Annotated in this window: 13 protein-coding genes; 3 read left to right on the top strand and 10 right to left on the bottom strand. The window is 37.3% G+C overall.

Annotated features, from left to right (window positions below; translation table 11 throughout):
* Positions 1–223: 223 nt before the first annotated feature.
* From JO950_RS05125 to JO950_RS05105, 5 genes are all read right to left on the bottom strand, one after another.
* Complete coding sequence (locus tag JO950_RS05125; protein WP_202701620.1) at positions 224–3,400, bottom strand: efflux RND transporter permease subunit; 3,177 nt, start codon at positions 3,398–3,400, stop codon at positions 224–226.
* A gap of 92 nt (positions 3,401–3,492) precedes the next feature.
* Entirely contained in the window at positions 3,493–4,560 is a 1,068-nt protein-coding gene (locus tag JO950_RS05120; protein ID WP_202701619.1) for an efflux RND transporter periplasmic adaptor subunit, read from the bottom strand.
* Positions 4,561–4,571: 11 nt separating this feature from the next.
* Positions 4,572–5,906, bottom strand: coding sequence for a TolC family protein (locus tag JO950_RS05115; protein ID WP_202701618.1), 1,335 nt, complete (start codon positions 5,904–5,906; stop codon positions 4,572–4,574).
* Positions 5,907–5,967: 61 nt separating this feature from the next.
* Positions 5,968–6,567: a TetR/AcrR family transcriptional regulator gene (locus JO950_RS05110; protein ID WP_202701617.1), complete on the bottom strand. Its 600-nt coding sequence runs from the start codon at positions 6,565–6,567 to the stop codon at positions 5,968–5,970.
* 108 nt (positions 6,568–6,675) lie between these two features.
* Positions 6,676–7,197 carry a YceI family protein gene (locus JO950_RS05105; RefSeq protein ID WP_017494629.1) on the bottom strand — a complete coding sequence of 174 codons (522 nt, stop codon included), beginning with the start codon at positions 7,195–7,197 and terminating at the stop codon, positions 6,676–6,678.
* Positions 7,198–7,571: 374 nt separating this feature from the next.
* Between JO950_RS05105 and JO950_RS05100 the strand changes: the two genes are divergently transcribed.
* Complete coding sequence (locus JO950_RS05100; protein WP_202701646.1) at positions 7,572–8,546, top strand: polyprenyl synthetase family protein; 975 nt, start codon at positions 7,572–7,574, stop codon at positions 8,544–8,546.
* 304 nt (positions 8,547–8,850) lie between these two features.
* On the opposite strand, the gene JO950_RS05095 is transcribed toward JO950_RS05100, so the two are convergent.
* From JO950_RS05095 to JO950_RS05085, 3 genes are all read right to left on the bottom strand, one after another.
* Positions 8,851–10,716: a trehalase family glycosidase gene (locus JO950_RS05095; protein WP_202701616.1), complete on the bottom strand. Its 1,866-nt coding sequence runs from the start codon at positions 10,714–10,716 to the stop codon at positions 8,851–8,853.
* The gene (locus JO950_RS05090) at positions 10,706–11,926 is read right to left on the bottom strand and encodes a sugar MFS transporter (RefSeq protein WP_202701615.1); all 1,221 of its coding nucleotides are present in this window, start codon (positions 11,924–11,926) and stop codon (positions 10,706–10,708) included. Before JO950_RS05090 ends, JO950_RS05095 begins: the two co-directional genes overlap by 11 nt.
* A gap of 91 nt (positions 11,927–12,017) precedes the next feature.
* Positions 12,018–14,657: a TonB-dependent receptor gene (locus JO950_RS05085; RefSeq protein WP_202701614.1), complete on the bottom strand. Its 2,640-nt coding sequence runs from the start codon at positions 14,655–14,657 to the stop codon at positions 12,018–12,020.
* Positions 14,658–14,824: 167 nt separating this feature from the next.
* Here JO950_RS05085 and JO950_RS05080 point away from each other — a divergent pair, with 167 nt between their 5' ends.
* Both JO950_RS05080 and JO950_RS05075 read left to right on the top strand, forming a co-directional pair.
* Complete coding sequence (locus tag JO950_RS05080; protein WP_070906102.1) at positions 14,825–15,850, top strand: LacI family DNA-binding transcriptional regulator; 1,026 nt, start codon at positions 14,825–14,827, stop codon at positions 15,848–15,850.
* Between the two features lie 41 nt (positions 15,851–15,891).
* On the top strand, positions 15,892–16,245 hold the full coding sequence (locus tag JO950_RS05075; protein WP_202701613.1) for a hypothetical protein: 354 nt from the start codon (positions 15,892–15,894) through the stop codon (positions 16,243–16,245).
* 53 nt (positions 16,246–16,298) lie between these two features.
* Here the strand turns inward: JO950_RS05075 and JO950_RS05070 are convergent, their stop codons facing one another.
* Both JO950_RS05070 and JO950_RS05065 read right to left on the bottom strand, forming a co-directional pair.
* Entirely contained in the window at positions 16,299–16,715 is a 417-nt protein-coding gene (locus JO950_RS05070; protein ID WP_202701612.1) for a ribonuclease E inhibitor RraB, read from the bottom strand.
* 59 nt (positions 16,716–16,774) lie between these two features.
* Positions 16,775–17,326, bottom strand: coding sequence for a hypothetical protein (locus tag JO950_RS05065; protein ID WP_202701611.1), 552 nt, complete (start codon positions 17,324–17,326; stop codon positions 16,775–16,777).
* Positions 17,327–17,348: the final 22 nt, after the last annotated feature.

Genomic DNA, 17,348 nt, shown 5'->3' with positions numbered 1-17,348 from the left:
ATCGTTTGTTAAAAATCTATGTTTCTATGTGCTGAAAAATTTTTTTTGAATCACATCCAAAAGATTTTTTTATGAACGTTCTCCCTGATCAATTTTTTATCAACAGCTAACAGCTCTTAAACCATAAAAAATCCCAAATTCCAATTTTAGTAAAGGAATCTGGGATCTTTCATTGAAATTCCAAGTTCGGGCTATAGAATTTCGCTATTAAAAATCAAAACTATTAATGGGTATGTTTAGGATTAAAACCATCTTCACTTAATTCTGTTGGCGTATAATCCGCGAACATTTCAGCTTCGTAGTTGATTTTTTCTCCTTTAGAGAATTTATAAATAATTTTCTCCATGATATTATAAATAACCGGAACCACAATTAAGGTAAGGAATAAAGACGAAATCAATCCTCCGATAATTACCCATGCCAAACCGTTTTTCCACTCAGCTCCTGCTCCTGATGCTAATGCAATTGGGAACATACCGAATACCATCGCAATAGTGGTCATCAAAATTGGACGCAAACGAGCGTGGTTGGCCTGGATTAATGCGGTACGAATGGATTCCCCTGCCGCTCTTCTCTGGTTCGTATAATCGACCAACATGATCGCATTCTTACACACCAGACCGATCAACATGATGATCCCCAAAATCGTAAAGATGTTCAATGAGTTGTTGGTCAAAGCCAAGGCTAACATCGCACCGATAAACGAAAGCGGGATAGCAAATAACACGACAAACGGGTGAACAAAACTGTCATAAAGTCCAACCATTACCAAGTAAACCAAGATAATAGCGGCCAATAAAGCGATTCCTAAAGTACCAAATCCTTCTGATTGGTTCTCCTGGTCACCACCCCAGATGTAGTTTACACCGGCTGGTTTTTTCAATTTGTCTAATTTCACTTGCCATTGCTGAACAATTGTTCCTGATGGTACTCCAACGTTTTGTCCTTTAACCGTTACCGAAGCCGATTTGTCTCTTCGCTCTAACTGGCTAGGTCCTGAACCTTCTGTAATGTCTGCAAACTGCGACAATTTAATTTGTTGACCAGCTGCATTAACAAAAATCAGGTTACTAACGTCAGTAATACTTTTTCTGTCGAAGGCATTGTATCTGATGTTGATATCGTATTCGTATTCACCAGCTCTGTATTTACCGTCTGTATTTCCACTAAAAGCAGTCTGCATGGTTAAACCAACGGTTTGAAGTGTTAAACCCAACGCTGCCATTTTATCACGATCTACTTTAACGTTGATCTCCGGGTTTCCGTCCTCAACCGTTAATTTAATCTCTGTTGTTCCCGGAATCGTACGTAATTCTGCTTCTGCCAATTTAGCAAATGCCATAGCACTTTCTGTTGACGGACCTGTTACGATCAATCCTAATGTAGCATCTTCGGCTGTTCCTAGGATACCTACCGGAACGGTTTTTACTTTAGCACCAACTAATACTTTTTCTAACTTTCGTTTGATTTTTGCTGCATAAACGTTAGCATCGTCGGTACGGTCTTTTTGTTCGATCATTTTTACGTCGATCTCCGCTTTGTAAGCCGTTGCCTGTGATGCTCCAAAACCTTCACTGGTTTGTCCTACCGTTGTAATCTGGCTGTGAACATATTCTTGTCCTTTCAAATAAGCTTCTGCTTTCTGAGTCATGAAGTTGGTTTGCTCTAACGAAGCGTCTTTCGGCATTTCGATTTGAACTAAGAACTCCCCACTATCAGAAGAAGCAAAGAACTCTCCTCCGATGAACCCCCCTGCCATTAAACCAACTGTTGAAGCAAAGAACAATACAATTACTACTGCAAATGTTTTTATATAATGATCCAGACACCAGGTTAATAAATGAGAAACCCAGTCCGTAAAACGTGTTAAATAACTTTCGAAGCCAAGAATGATTCTTCCAAATAAATTCTTTCCTTCAATATGCTCTAATTTACCATAACGAGAAGACAACCAAGGAATGATGGTAAAAGAAGCTAAAAGCGACAACATCGTTGAAATGATTACCGTCACACAGAATTGTGTAATGATATTCGATACTAATCCGGAGCTCATCGCAATTGGAAGGAATACCACCACAATTACTAAGGTAATCGAAGTTACAGTTCCTCCAATTTCGGCTGTTCCGTCATACGAAGCACGAATTCGGCTTTTACCCATTTCCATGTGTCTGTAGATGTTCTCCAGTACCACAATCGCATCATCCACCAGAATACCAACTACAAGAGATAATCCTAATAAACTCATTAAGTTCAGAGTATATCCCATTAAATAAATACCGATAAAAGTAGCAATCAAAGAGGCCGGAATCGACACCATTACAATCAGCGAGTTTCTGATACTATGAAGGAAGAACAACATTACGAAAGCTACCAGTACTACCGCAATTAATAAATCGTGTACTACAGAGTCTGCCGCCTCTAAAGTAAAAACGGTACTATCCTTTGCTACTTCCAGTTTTAACTGGTTTACTTTATAATCTTTTTCAAGAGTAGCAATTGTCTTTAATAAATGCTCACTTACCGCAACCGCATTTGCATCTGATTGCTTTACAATTTGCAAAACGATCGCACTTTTCTGATCTACACGTGATATTTTTTCAGCAATCTTTTGAGTATCCTGTACATCGGCAATATCTTTTAAACGAACCTGAATTCCGTTTTGAGAAGAAACTACCAGGTTTCTTAATTCTTCAACACTTTTGTATTTACCTGCTAAACGAATTAATATTTTTTGATCACGAGTCTGGATGTTTCCTGTGGGGAAATCCAGATTCGAAGTCAAAATGTTTTGTTGCACCTGCGGAACAGATAGTCCGTAACCCTGCATTTTTAAAGCGTCAAGGTTTACCTGAATTTCACGCTCTGAACCACCAATAATATTTACCTGAGCCACACCTTGTACACGGGATAAGATAGGAGCAATTTTTTTGTCAATTAAGTCATAAAATTCTGCCTCATCCATTTTTCCGTTGGCACCAAGTGTCATGATGGGTAAATCACTTAGCGAGAATTTCGTTAGTGCCGGTGTTTTTACGTCTTCCGGTAAATCACTAATAATCGCGTTTATTTTTCGCTGTGCATCATTCAGAGAGAAATCGACTTTTGCTTCAGATGTTAGTGTAATCGAAACGATGGATAAACTCTCGTACGATTTCGAGTCAATTTTCTTAACGTTCTCTAAGGATGCGATCGCATCTTCAATTTTCTTGGTTACTGTATTTTCTACCTCACTTGGAGAAGCTCCCGGGTATATGGTAGAAATGGTAATAACGTTTTGTTCAAATTTTGGGATCAGCTCATAACCTAACTGGCTGTAGCTGAACAGTCCACCTAATGTCAGAATTGTAAAGAGTACAATTACCAACGACGGACGTGTGATGGATATTTCGGCTAATTTCATATATTTTGCTTTATGCTATAGGCTGTAAGCTATAGGCTTTAGGCTCTTGTTAAACGGCTTAAAGCGTATTGCTTAAGGCTTAAAGCCAATAATTATTTAATAATTTCTACTGTGTTACCGTCTTGCAGGTTGATTTGACCCGTTACAATTACAGTTTCTCCATCAGTTAATCCGTTGATGATTTCTACTTTATCACCCAAAATTCTTCCGGCAGTTACTTTTCTTAATTTTGCAATACCTTTTTCTACTACGAAAATTTGGTTACTGCTCACACTTCCTACGAATGCATTTCTAGGTACAACCATAAGGTGTTGTTTTTGTTGTTTCGATGCAAAGTTTGCAGTTCCGTACATACCAGCTTTCAGGTCGTTGTTTACGTTATTTGTAATTTCGATTTCAACCGGGAAGTTCAAAGATTCATCCGCTTTTGCAGCAATGAAAGTAATTTTTCCAGAGAAGTTTTTATCCGGATAAACACTTGCTGTTACGTTAATATGATCTCCTGTTTTTAAACTCGCTACCTGATTTTCGTTTACGGTAACTACTAATTTTAATTTAGAAACGTTAACAATATCAAACAATGCTGTTGCAGGCATTCCGGTTAAGATAGATCCCGGCTCGATGTATTTTTTATTGATAAAACCGCTAATTGGAGCTTTTACTCTGGTATCACCAACATTGATTTTTGCTTGTGTCAAATGCGACTGTGCATTAGTTAAAGCCAGTTTTGCCTGGTCTACCTGCTGCTTGGTAACTCCTCCGGTTTTAAAAGCATTTTCATATCTGATGTAATCTGATTTTGCATTTTGATAAGCCGCTTCTGCAGTCTGAGCATCAACATTGATAACATCTCCTCTCATTGTTAATAAAGTTTGCCCCACTCTTACGTAGTCTCCTTCTTTAGCCAGAACACTGATTACTTTTCCTGATTTCTCAGCAGAGAATGTCAACTGCTGGGTCGGTTGGAAGTTTCCGTTTGCTACGAAATCAAGTGAAACTTCTTCTGTTTTAACCGGAGATACTTTTACTGAAACTGCAGCATTCTTTTCTGCTACGATATCTGTCTTTTCCTTGTTCTCTTTCTTATTTTTATTTAAGATATATCCAATCACGCCCAGAGATGCGATTATGATTACGATTGTTATAATAGTTTTCTTCATTGTACTTCTAGTTATTTAATAAGAGTTTTAAGTTCGCCTTTTGATTTGATTAATGCTACTTCGGCAATTTTATAATTTAAAACTGCTCTGGTATAATTATTTTGTGCTTCAAGAGAGGCATTTTCTGCATCTAACAAGTCTGTTAAAGAGGCCAATCCCTGAAGGTAATTGTTTTTTGTATTGCTTAAGATTTCTGTCGCTAAGCGCATATTTTCTTTTTGATTGGTGATCGTCACAAGGTTGTTATCGATTTGTGCCATCGCATTTTTATAGTCCAGATCAAGTGAAAGTTTGGTATCCTTGATATCTTCCTCAAGTGATCTTAGCTCAACATCGGCCTGTCTTACTTTTGCACGAGTTCCGAAACCTGTAAAAATCGGCACATGTAAGTTTAAGGCAATTGCAGAGAAATCGGACCAGTACACTCCCTGAGAAGGTTTTGCAAACCAGGGCATTTGAGGCCCCTGACCAATATAGTTATACCCAGCAGTTAAGGAAAGTGTTGGATAATATCCTGCTTCAACCGCTTTTTTATTGAATACTAAAAGTTCCTGTTGTTTTTTCAAAAGCAGGTACTCTGTTCTGTTTGCAGTATTTGGCTGTTCTGTCAAGGCAGCAGGTACCACTTCAAACTCTTCTTTTGGCAAATCAATTTGAGTTTCAATTGGCATTCCCATATAAAACTTCAAAGCGTTTTCCTGTAACGTAATCTGATTTTTGATTTGCTGACGTTCTGTATCAATGTTTGACATTTTTACGATGATACGATCTAAATCAATCTTTTTAGCCAGACCATTGTCAAACTGTCCTTTTACGATATCACGAACTTTAGTAGTATTCACATAATTACTGTCTAATAAAGTAAGTCTCTCTTTTTGTACGTAAACAGAATAGTAGTTATTGGCTACTCTTTCAATAACCTGCTCTTCTGTTAACTGATCGTTGATCTGATAGAACTCACGGGTAGATCTTGCCGCTCTTAATCCTGTAAAAACAGACTGATCAAAAATGGTCTGTGTTAAAGAAACTCCGGCAGTCGAAACCCATTTCTGACCAAATGCTGCCTGAATCGTAGTCCCCGGTGCACCAAATCCTGCACCATCAATTACGGTAGTCTGAATGATCGGATTGTGTGTTAAATTTCCATTTGCCGAAATTTGAGGCAAAGCTCTTGAGCGTATTTCCTGTATTTTGTATTCACTGTTTTCAACCTGAAGTTTCGCCTTTTTAGCATCGGCTTTATTTTGAAGCGCATAAGTAAGCGCGTCTTTTAAGGTTAAACGTGTGACTTGTGCACTGGCCGACAGACCTATTGTACACAAAAAAAAGAGAACTATTCGTTTCATATGCTGCTAGATATTTGTTTGTGTTGATGATTTAAAAAATCATACTATTATTGATTGATGATTATACTTTGATTTTCTTAAGTTGCTTTTCCAATTCCACTATTCCTTTTTCTGTTGCCATAGCTCTGGTGTGATATTCCAGTGCCTCCAGTTCTATTTTTTGTGCTTCACTTTCTGAAACAGTAGTTTCGTTGATATGAAAAATTAAGGTGTAATAAAATTTCACATACACTGGTATATTGATATCCGTACGATACAATCCTTCACGGATTCCTTTTTCAATATTGACTCCAAAATAACGGTTGCACTGATCGATTTCGTGCGAAAGTATGTTTTGGTAAATTTCCGGATAGTGTCTTTTCAATTGATAAATAGGAGAAGTATCTGTATTATTCTTAAACATATTTCTAAACATTTCTCTGATTTCAAAATTCTCATGGATCGCATTATAATCTTTCGCCACAATCGTATCAATTATTTCATGTACCTGTTTGTGAACTAATGATGTGCTCTCTTCAATCAATACTTCTTTATTACAGAAATATTTGTAGATCGTTTTTTTCGAAATACACATTTCTCCTGCAATATCATCCATTGTAACACTTTTAAAACCAAGTTTTAAAAACAACTCGCTTGCTTTTGATATGATTTTCTCTTTCATTTTAATTTTCAAATTGTATTACAAATATACTGAGGAAACTAAATTCACGAAAATAGTTTCCGTACTATTTGTAATAATTTTACATTAATTTACTTCATTCTCTAAGATTTATATGCTAAACTCTAAATTTGCAATAAGCTTAATGTCTTTTCCTAAAGCCAAACCTCCATTATGACTGAACGAATTGTAATCTAAACCAAAATCCTGACGCTTAATATCTCCTTTGATTTCAAAAGCAACTTTCTTCTCTCCATTGTATGTATTAACTCCTATAAACTCGGCATCAAGTTCCACTACTTTGGTAACATCTTTAATCGTTAAGTCGCCCTTGAAGAAATTAATATTGTTGTTTACTTTTTGAAACGAAGTCGATTTGAAACTAATAATCGGATGTTCGTTTACATCAAACAAATCCTGAAGTTGTAAATAAGTATCAATTTGCTGAAAATTATCAATCTTGTTGTTAATGTCAAGCGAAAACTCAACCGATGCATCTTCTACTTCATTGTCTTCAATATTCACATAACCACCAAATTTATTTGTAGTTCCTCCCATGTAAGCAATAATCGAATGTCTCATTTTAATCAAAACATCTGATTGGCTAGAATCTAAGGTCCATGTTGTTTTCATAAATTACTGTTTTTACTGAGGTTATAAATTTCTCAATTCTTCGCGGAAACTTTTTTAGTGTCCTAAGTTTCCATTTAACGGTGCAAATATAAACAGGAAACTCTGAATACCAAAAAAGTTTCCAAGTTTTTTTGAAAATAATTTTAAAACAAGCCCAAAACCGCCTTCGACTCCGCTCAGGCCGACAAACACAATCACAATGTGAATGTCAGCCTGAACGAAGTTGAAGCCTCCCGCACTTACACCAAAAACCCATTATCAAATTATCAAATTACCTCCACTATCTAATTCCTCCACCATCTTTTAAAATTTTAAAAACGCAATAATTCATAATGAATCGTATCTTTGGACCTCGCAAATCAGAATTTCATTTTATGCACAATATTAGTCAGTACCAGGATTTTTTTATTCATTATTTAAAAACCCAAAGCATACATAAAGAACCCCAAAATCTTTACGCACCCATTGAATACATTCTGGGCCTCGGCGGAAAACGAATCCGTCCCGTACTTACTTTGATGGCTGCAGAAGTTTTTAATACCCCATATACAACAGCACTTCCGGCTGCAATGGCTGTGGAAGTTTTTCATAATTTCTCGCTTGTACATGACGATATTATGGATGATGCGCCTTTGAGAAGAGGACAGGAAACTGTTCATGAAAAATGGGACCTCAATACCGGAATTTTGTCCGGTGATGCCATGCTTATTCTGGCGTATCAGTATTTTGAACAATACGAACCGATTGTTTTCAGAAACTTAGCAAAACTATTCAGCAAAACGGCTCTTGAAGTTTGTGAAGGGCAACAATGGGACGTTGACTTTGAACAAAGAAATGATGTTACGATTCCGGAATACCTAAAGATGATCGAATATAAAACGGCCGTTCTGGTTGCTGCTGCCATGAAAATGGGAGCTATCGTAGCCAAAACATCTGAAAAAGAAGGTGATTTAATTTATGATTTCGGATTGAATTTAGGTCTTGCTTTCCAGCTTCAGGATGATTATCTGGATGCTTTTGGAGATCCGGAAACTTTCGGAAAACAAGTTGGAGGAGACATTATCGAAAACAAAAAAACGTATTTATACCTCAAAGCAAGAGAATTTTCTTCTCCTGAAAAAGCTTCAGAGTTAGAGCAATTATTCCGTTTACAATTAGAAGACAATACCGCTAAAATAGCTACTGTAAAAGCAATTTTCAATGAATCCGGTGCTTCAAAAGCCACTCAGGATGCCATTGAAATGTATACGTTTAAAGCTTTTGAAACGCTGGATCAAATGGATCTTAACGCTGAAAAGAAAAATATCCTGCGTACTTTTGGGGAGAACTTAATGGGGAGAAAGGTCTAGGCTTCGACTTCGCTCAGCCTGACATTCGACTTCGCTTAGCCTATCATTCGACTTCGCTCAGCCTGACATTTGACTTCGTTAAGTCTATCACTCGACTTCGCTCAACCGGACAATTGACTTCGCTGAGCCTATCACTCGACTTTGCTCAGCCGGACAGTTGACTTCGCTGAGCCGCACATTTGACTTTGCTCAGCATGACATTTGACTTCGTTAAGCTTATCACTCGACTTCGCTCAGCCGGACACAATAATTTAAATGATAACGTTGTGTCCGGCTGAGCGAAGTCGAAGCCCCCCCCTTTTAACTAAAAAAGTACATCCGGATCAACCAAGTCCGATAATTTTTGTTTTAAATCTTCTTCCAAAATAGTTAAACCATACTGGTACGAAGCATTCATCCATCCAAAACCTTCTTCGGGGATAAAATCAAATTCAGTTCCGACGTTTCCATATTCTGCAAAGATTTTATGCGAGCTGATCGACAAATCAAACTTTTCCGGAATGGTTCCGTTATAATCCACTGCATTTCTAGTAATCAGCCAAAGCCAGCGGTATACCATTTCCTGTGCTTCTTCATTAAAATTATAATTCAGCAAACCTTCCCACAAAAGCATTTGATGTGGTGCCCATCCAAACGGATAATCCCATTGACGTACTGGTGCATTTTCGTCTATAGCTGCAATGGATTCTTTGGTACTTCCAGCAATTCCGCCTTTCATTTTAAATTTTGGAAGGGTCTTTTTTACCAGAATATCAGCTTGTTCGGGTGTGCTTATTTTGGCCCAAAGCGGATAAAAAGTAGTTGCAGCCTCAAAAAAATGCTGCTCTTCATTTACAAAATTATAATCCAGATAACATCCATATTCTGAATTCCAGCACAATTGATTGATTTTTTCCTTTCTTGAAGCTGCTTTCGCAAACCAATATTCGGTTGAAAAAGACTGGTCTTCAAAATATTGAAATTCGTTTTTAAAATACTTCCTAATCAAAAAGGCAATATCCGTTTCGTATTTGTAAAGCAGACTATTTATCGCAACGGTATTTAAATTGGCACAAATTCCAACCAGTCTGTTGGTCGTGTCATGACCGCTTTCGCGCATGCTTCGGTCGTGAATAAAATACTTATCCAGTTCAGCATCGACCACTTCTCTTTCCAGATATTTTTTTTCGAATTCGCGGGTAGACAAATTGTATTTTGGTGCGTATTGCTCCAGAATATCATCAAAATGCCCCTCCTCTACTTCAAATGGCAGTCCAATTCCTTCAGCTTTATACCTATTCAACCCATTAGCGGTTAGTCTTTTGCCTTCTTCCATCCAAACCGTCAGATATTCTTTAATGGCCGTTTTTAAATGTCTTTCGATCCAGAAAATATCCGGATTCGATTTTTCCAAAACATCGATAATCAATGACGTATAAAGCGGAGGCTGCGTACGGGTTAAATAATAACTCCGGTTCGCATTTAGTATTTTTCCGTAATGATCAATCTGGTATTTAAAATTCTCTGCAATTCCCAGAGCTAGCTCTATTTTATCATCTATTAAAAGTCCTTTGGCAATAAAATAACTGTCCCAGCCATACATTTCATTAAACCTTCCGCCGGGAACTACAAAGGGAACTCCCGAAATTTCATTGTTTTTAATTTGAAGTGCCAAAGCCAATATGCCCGGCTTTTGATTGAGCGACATGACATACTCCGGTGAAATATGTTTCGGCATTTGTACCACTTTTAACTTTGGAGTTACGGCTTCCAGTTTTTTGAAATAATCAAAAACGATTTCATCTCCAAAAGGAACATACAAATACGAAATAGCATTTTCTATTTTATTGTCTTCCAGTATTTTTTTCACCCCATTGGCATCAATCGTACGTGTTAACCCTTTCCAATACAGGTTTTTTATTTTTCCGGAGATTCTTTTTACAGGATCCTCTACAATTTGATCGAGACTGATTTCGGCAAATTCCGTATTTTCTTTTTTAGCCAAAGCCAGTTCCTGCAATAAGTTTGAAAGCTGGTAGGTTCCTTCAATAAGGATTGAATTTCCCTCTTCACCATTCAGTAAAAATCGCTTCGGACCATGATCATCAATCGTTATTTTTTTATCGCCGTCAGTATCTTCCTGAGCCAATAGTTTTTCGATAGTTTGGGATATATGTAGTTTAAATTTCATCTTTTGCAGTTATTTTTTTAAGAATAAAAAAAGACACTAATAATAAAGACATTGGAATTAATGTAAAATAAAATGCCTTTTCCGGTCCTTCATTTTTAAACAGCCAGCCTGTTATTCTGGAGCCTAATGTTCCGCCAAGAGCCGAAAAAATCACAATTAATCCTGTCATCGAACTTTGCAGATTTTTAGGCAGCGCACTCAATACAATCGAATTTAACAACGGATAAATTGGTGCAATAAACAGTCCAATTAAAGGAAATGCGAAACCAATTAAAGGTATGTCTGCCAGGGTATTGATGCTTTTCACTTCCAATCCAACGGTTTTTGGAAGTACAAAAACTACAATCAGCATGGCTGAAAGAATACAGAAACTTAGCACCCAGAGCCAGCCCACTTTTTTAGTTACAATTCCGGCAATCATCCTTCCGGCTGCCAGTGAAATGGCCAAAATACTAGCCATCATAATGCTTATATTTTCAGGCAAATGCAGCACTTTTGTATTGAATGTAGGCAACCAGGAAAGGATTCCCTGTTCAATCATTACAAACAAAAAGACACTGATTACAAAAACAACCGTTAGCAATTTCGCCATTAAACGGAACATTTGCATGAAATCGTCTTTGAGATTTGCTCCTGCGGCGACTTCGGTTTCTTCAAACTTCACAAAGCACAAAAACAGAAACGACAGCAACGACAATCCGGCAAGAAACCAATACACATTTAGCCACGAATTGGGATCCTCTTCCTTATTAAAAGCCGGAAACAGAAAATAAGCCAGTGCAATTCCAACCATAAAAAAACCTTCAATACTGCTCATCAAGGCATTGTGTTCTTTTTTGGTTTCGGTAACAGTACCAATTAAGGAATAAACCGAAACTTTAATCAAGGCAAACGAAACTCCAACGGTTGCAAAAAGAATTTTAGCATTGTCAAATGAATTTCCAAAATACATGGAAATACAAGCCAGAGTAACCAAACCCAAACCAATCAGCATGGATTTTCGATAGCCGATTCTGGGCAAAAAAGAGGCTATAAAAAAGGAAACAATCGCAATAGGCATGTCCTTAAACGCTTCTAAAATACTCGCCTGAACTTCATCTACTCCATAATTTTTCTGCGATTTCAAAATCACAATGCCTACGCTATTCAGGAGAATAGCGAAGACAAAATAATTGAGGTAAAGAGAGATTTTAATTCCTATGTTTTTCATTTTTTATTGGTTTGTCGTTTAATAGTTGAAATGTTTCAGGTTTCAGGTTTCAGGTTTCGAACATACTCTACATCTCACATTTCACAATCTCTTAAAAATTAATCGCCACCGAAAATCTAAAGGCGCGTCCTAAAATTGGTCTTGCCATAAACACATCACTTGCGGCTGACGTAGTTTGTCTTGGATCACCTTCGGTTAAACCTATTTCATTGAACAAGTTTGAAGCATCAACCGCAAAACGAAGATTATGATAGGTATAATTTAATCCCGCCCCTACTTCTTTATAAGCCGGCAAAACTTGTTTATTGTCCTGATTCGTGAATTTTTTATCATAATAAGAGAACTGCACATAAGCTGTAAAATCTTTTGTAATATCCACTTCCGGTCTTAAGTTACAGAAAAACTTAGGGATTCTTCTGGCTGTGTTTCCGTTAAAATTAAAAGTCGATCCGTCAGCATTGGTACCCGTAAAATTATCATACTCCGGTTTTTGAACCGTAAACGTAAAGTTCATTTTTACCATTTTATATCTGGCATTCGTTTCTACTTCAAGACCAATATTGTTTACATCGGCAAATTTATTCTCAGAAGATCCATCCGATAAAATATCCGTAAAGGCAACATTTTTTAAGCCCATGTGAAACAAGTTGGCATTTACATTGAAGAAAGAATTAGAATATTTATACCCCAACTCAAACTGATTTACCTCGGTGTTTTCCAGCTTGCTCAAATCGGCTGCATTATCATAAAAGGACTCTTCAATAGGCGATCTGAAACCGTGGCTGTAACGTACATACGAAGCCATATTGTCATTGAATTTGTAGTTTCCGGCAGCGGTATACGACCATTCGCTCACATCATATCGCCAGTACGTATACGGATTTCCTTTTACCGTTGTTACCTTATCATCGGCCGTATTGTTGTTTAAAATCCCCAGGTTCTCTGCAAAAAATCTCGCATTGTCTCGGTACCCTGAATACTTGTCTTTATTGTATCGTAAACCGGCATTGAAAGTCAGCTTGTCTGTCGCTTTGATTTCAGCATCGGCATAAACATCATTCAAAACCCCTTTGGTTTGGGCATCTCTTTCTAACCAAGTAATTCTTTCCACCCCATTCCAGGTATGATTTACGCCTGATGTATTGTCTTTTACATTTAACAATCTCGGATTGTCTGAAACTCCCACTAAATACGAGTTCCAATTCCAGTATTGATTCGATTTCCAGTTGGAATAATAGTAACCCGCAGTCAGTTTTACAGGATCTAAATCAAACGCAAAAGAGAAATTGTTCGCAAAATTGTTCATCTTTTTCTCGATGTGCCAAAGATCTGCTCTCATAATTAAGGCATTCGGATCAAGAGTTGCTCCATTATCGACATAAGAATAGGTCAGGTTACTGGCCGTGGTATTCTGAACCCCTGTTGCATAAGCATCTTGTGTCCACGGACCTCCATTTGGAAAAATAGCATTGTAATTCAAATTGATATTGGTTTGTTTGAAGGCATTCTTAAACGTCACTTTCTCCGATATCTTCTTTTTAAATTCCGCACCGATCGAGTTGATGATCGGATGAGATCCATCTTCCAAATCTGCCGTAAAAGTTCCCCCACCGTATTGCGGTACATTTAAACGGCTAAAATTTACTGACGTCAAGGTTCCGTAATTTGGATTAAAGCCCGGAATTCCTTCTATTTTACCATTATTACTTTTTAATGGAATCGGTAAATAGAACGCATTTCTGTCATCCAGATGTTTGAAGTTAATTCTCAAATAATCGTTATCATCAAATTTATAAGTAATATTTCCTTTGATCTGCCCTCCTTTATTAGCAGTAAAACCGGTATTTCTTACCCCATTATCGGCTCTGTAAAAACCTCCAACGTTAAAGAACAATTTGTCCTGAATTAAAGCCCCCGATAAATTAAGGTCGGTACGGAACATTCCGTAATCTGAAGTCGAGAATTTAGCTCTTCCCTGAAAGTCATTCTGTCCTGTCTTCGAAATAAAATTGATGATTCCTCCCGGCGCATTATTAGCAAAAATAGATGCTGAGCCCCCGCGAACTGCTTCCATTTTGCTCACGGTTTCGTCTAATCTGTAAAAAGTATCAGCATTCGCAAATTGCAGCGCGCCATCTTCAAAAACCGGCAATCCGTCTTCCTGAATCTGTACATACTCATAGGCTCCGGCAGACGGAATTCCTCTTGCAAAAAGGTTGTTTCCAATTTCTCCCCCTGAAGCTTCTACCACAAATCCGGGAATCGTTTGCAATAAAGCAGCTGTACTTGCCGGTGCCCTGTCTTCGATAGCCTTAGCTCCCATGGTGGTAATGGCCACACTGGATTCTAATTTAGACCTCGGACTTGAAGATCCTGTTACGACCACTTCTTTCAAACTTTGTGATTCCCCTTCCAGAAGTAAACTAACCTCTAGAGATTCTCCTTCTTTTACAGTGATTTGTTTTCCAAAGGTTTTACACCCCACATTGGTCGCTACAATGGTATAATCTCCTGCGGGAATATTGGAAAATACGAACCTTCCGTTTTCATCTGTAATCGTATTTTTATCTGTTCCTTTAAGCGAAACATTGGCTCCCGGAATCGTTTGTCCGCTCTCATCGAGTACTTTTCCGGAAACGGTATTTTTATGCTGTGCAAACAAATGGTTCGGAACAGAGATTAAGCACCATATCAGAAATACTATGCTTAAATAAGAATGTTGCTGTTTCATGTTTTTTTGGTTTAGTTAGTAAATCTTTCATTTATGAAATGTAAACTTACTCAAGGAATTAACTCTAATTTAAGAATTCTAAATCGAAAACGTTTTCGAAATCCCCTAAAACGTTTTCGGAAGTTATTTTTTTATCAATACACTTTATTTTTTAGTACTTTTATTTCATGAATGACACCAAATTAATAGATATAGCCTCGGCATTGGGAATTTCGGTTACCACGGTTTCAAAGGCATTAAAAGGCTATACCGATATTAGTAAGTCTACACGTGCCCGCGTGATCGAAATGGCCGAAACCATGAATTACATGCCCAATTCGGTCGCGGTAAACCTAAGAACCAACGAAACCAAAACAATAGGTGTAATCATTCCGGCTACCGTGCATCATTTCTTCTCCAGTGTCTTAAATGGTATTCTCGAAGAAGCCGAAAAAAGAGGATATCTTGTCATTATATTACAATCCAACGAAAAATACGAACTGGAGAAAAAACAGCTGGCCTTATTAATTCAAAAACGAGTTGACGGGGTTTTAATGTCACTCTCTAATGAAACAGATGATTTTACTCATATTAATGAAGCGATCCGCAAAAACACGCCCGTTGTTTTATTTGATAAAATTGCCAAAAGAGTCGATTGTTCCAAAGTCGTGATCAATGATGCTAAAGCGGCATTCGATGCCGTTTCCTATCTTATTAATAAAGGATTCAAAAAGATCGCACATTTTAGAGGTTCTTATGTTCCTCAAAACTCCATCGACAGATTCTTAGGATACAAAAGAGCTTTGGAAGCACATGGGATTGAATACGATTCCAAACTGGTTTATGTATGTGACAATAATACCGATTTTGAGGATGGTTACGAAAATGCTCAGAAAATAATGACGGAGCACCCGGACATAGACGCGATTTTTGCCATCACTGATCTGGTCGCTATCGGAATTATCAAATATTTTAATGAGGCGGGAATCAAAACACCGGAACAGGTAGCGGTTTTTGGATTCAGCAACTGGTTTATGAGCACGGTTATCTCACCTAAATTAACCACAATTGACCAGCCCGGCTTTGAAATGGGCCATCAGGCCGTTTCGCTTTTAATCGATGAAATTGCCGACCTGAAAGAGCATCGGCCGGTGACGCATCAAATTATTGAACTTCCTACAAGAATCATTGAAAGAGAATCAACCGTAAAATGATTTTTTAGTTTTAACTTTGCGTCAATTCTTAAAAAGCCTCAATGTTTCCAATCCCTGCAAATACCGACATTTTATTGGCTGATGCCGAAAGCGAAAATCTATATTTAAGTTTGATTGAGCAAATTAACAAAGACTTTAATTTGGCCAACGAAGGAATAGATTTTCCAATGAGCATTTCTCCCGAAGAACTAAAAATTCAACTTCACGAGAAAATCTATAGAATGATTCAGTACAAATTTGCGGAGTACCTCAATCTGCTTTATATCATCGATGTTTCTGAAGATGAAATCAAAAAACTCGACGGTTCTGATTTGGTAATCTTAGCCGAGCAGGTTTCCTTTTTGATTTTAAAAAGAGAATGGCAGAAGGTTTGGTTCCGAAATTATTATAAGTAGAGGGGCTAAGGTACTGAGATACTAAGGTGCTGAGGCTCTAAGTTTCTGAGATTCTAAGTTTTTTCTATACTTGTTTCCCATCCATCGTAATCTCCATTATATTCAATTGCCCTTTCCCATAGATAGATTACATAATCATTTACACTATTTTCATCAACTTTGTCAATCCTTTTTATTTGTAATTGATATGGAAACTCATCATTAATTTTATCTGAACTCACTAGTTCAAATCCTTTCTTACTAACTTCTGTCAAATAATTATTTCTTTGTTTTTCATCTTTGAAATAAATCCAGTGAAAAACTTCTCTTGAAGCAGTTAGCTTATCACCAGCATTACTCAAAGAATTTATCACTCCAAGATTTGCATCTATTTGAGCTTGTTTTTTAACATCAACGTTTTTTGTTTCCTTTTGTTGACAGGACGAACTTCCAAGAAGAATTCCAAAAAGAAGAGCAAAATATTTTTTCATTTAAGAACTGTAATTATGATAATGAATTAAAAACTTAGCATCTTAGCATCTCAGCACCTCTAAAAATAAACTCTCACAAAAGGCATAAATCCTGATCCGTAAAGACTTGTATTTTTATCATACAAAACATCATAACGTGCTCCAATAGTAACACTTCCGGTTCGGTAACCCGCACCGAGGTACAAGGCGGTATTCCAATAATCATCAGAGTAACTTGGTCGATAGGCCGTTGATTTATAGTCTGTATTGATACGAACCTGTTCCAATTCTGCTGACAGCTGAATTTCAGGAATCGGATTCACGAGTCCAACCAGGCTTCCACCATAAACAAAAGAACTATAATAATTTTTAGAAGACAAATAACCAAACTGCAATCCAACACCAACCGCTACAATTTCGTTTACATTATAAATAGCACTTGGTGAAACCGAAATGTCCGTATATCCGGAACCAATTCCTAAACCAAGACCTCCTCCAAACTGAACTTTCTCCCAAAAATGATTGCTGTTGTCTATGACATATTTTTGTTGTGCAAAAGCAGAACTCGAAAATGAGACAGCCAAAATCACAAAAAAAGTTTTGAAAACGATTGAAATTTGATTTTTATCCATAGTAGAGTCTATTTTTAACAAA

This window comes from Flavobacterium sp. UGB4466, from assembly GCF_903469665.1.
In the GTDB taxonomy this organism is placed as follows: Bacteria; Bacteroidota; Bacteroidia; order Flavobacteriales; family Flavobacteriaceae; genus Flavobacterium; species Flavobacterium lipolyticum.
This window is presented reverse-complemented; position numbering and strand designations above follow the sequence as displayed.

Coding starts and splice junctions, on each gene's coding strand:
- JO950_RS05125 (WP_202701620.1), bottom strand. CDS start 3,400: ATGAAATTAGCCGAAATATCCATCACACGTCCGTCGTTGGTAATTGTA.
- JO950_RS05120 (WP_202701619.1), bottom strand. CDS start 4,560: ATGAAGAAAACTATTATAACAATCGTAATCATAATCGCATCTCTGGGC.
- JO950_RS05115 (WP_202701618.1), bottom strand. CDS start 5,906: ATGAAACGAATAGTTCTCTTTTTTTTGTGTACAATAGGTCTGTCGGCC.
- JO950_RS05110 (WP_202701617.1), bottom strand. CDS start 6,567: ATGAAAGAGAAAATCATATCAAAAGCAAGCGAGTTGTTTTTAAAACTT.
- JO950_RS05105 (WP_017494629.1), bottom strand. CDS start 7,197: ATGAAAACAACATGGACCTTAGATTCTAGCCAATCAGATGTTTTGATT.
- JO950_RS05100 (WP_202701646.1), top strand. CDS start 7,572: ATGCACAATATTAGTCAGTACCAGGATTTTTTTATTCATTATTTAAAA.
- JO950_RS05095 (WP_202701616.1), bottom strand. CDS start 10,716: ATGAAATTTAAACTACATATATCCCAAACTATCGAAAAACTATTGGCT.
- JO950_RS05090 (WP_202701615.1), bottom strand. CDS start 11,926: ATGAAAAACATAGGAATTAAAATCTCTCTTTACCTCAATTATTTTGTC.
- JO950_RS05085 (WP_202701614.1), bottom strand. CDS start 14,657: ATGAAACAGCAACATTCTTATTTAAGCATAGTATTTCTGATATGGTGC.
- JO950_RS05080 (WP_070906102.1), top strand. CDS start 14,825: ATGAATGACACCAAATTAATAGATATAGCCTCGGCATTGGGAATTTCG.
- JO950_RS05075 (WP_202701613.1), top strand. CDS start 15,892: ATGTTTCCAATCCCTGCAAATACCGACATTTTATTGGCTGATGCCGAA.
- JO950_RS05070 (WP_202701612.1), bottom strand. CDS start 16,715: ATGAAAAAATATTTTGCTCTTCTTTTTGGAATTCTTCTTGGAAGTTCG.
- JO950_RS05065 (WP_202701611.1), bottom strand. CDS start 17,326: ATGGATAAAAATCAAATTTCAATCGTTTTCAAAACTTTTTTTGTGATT.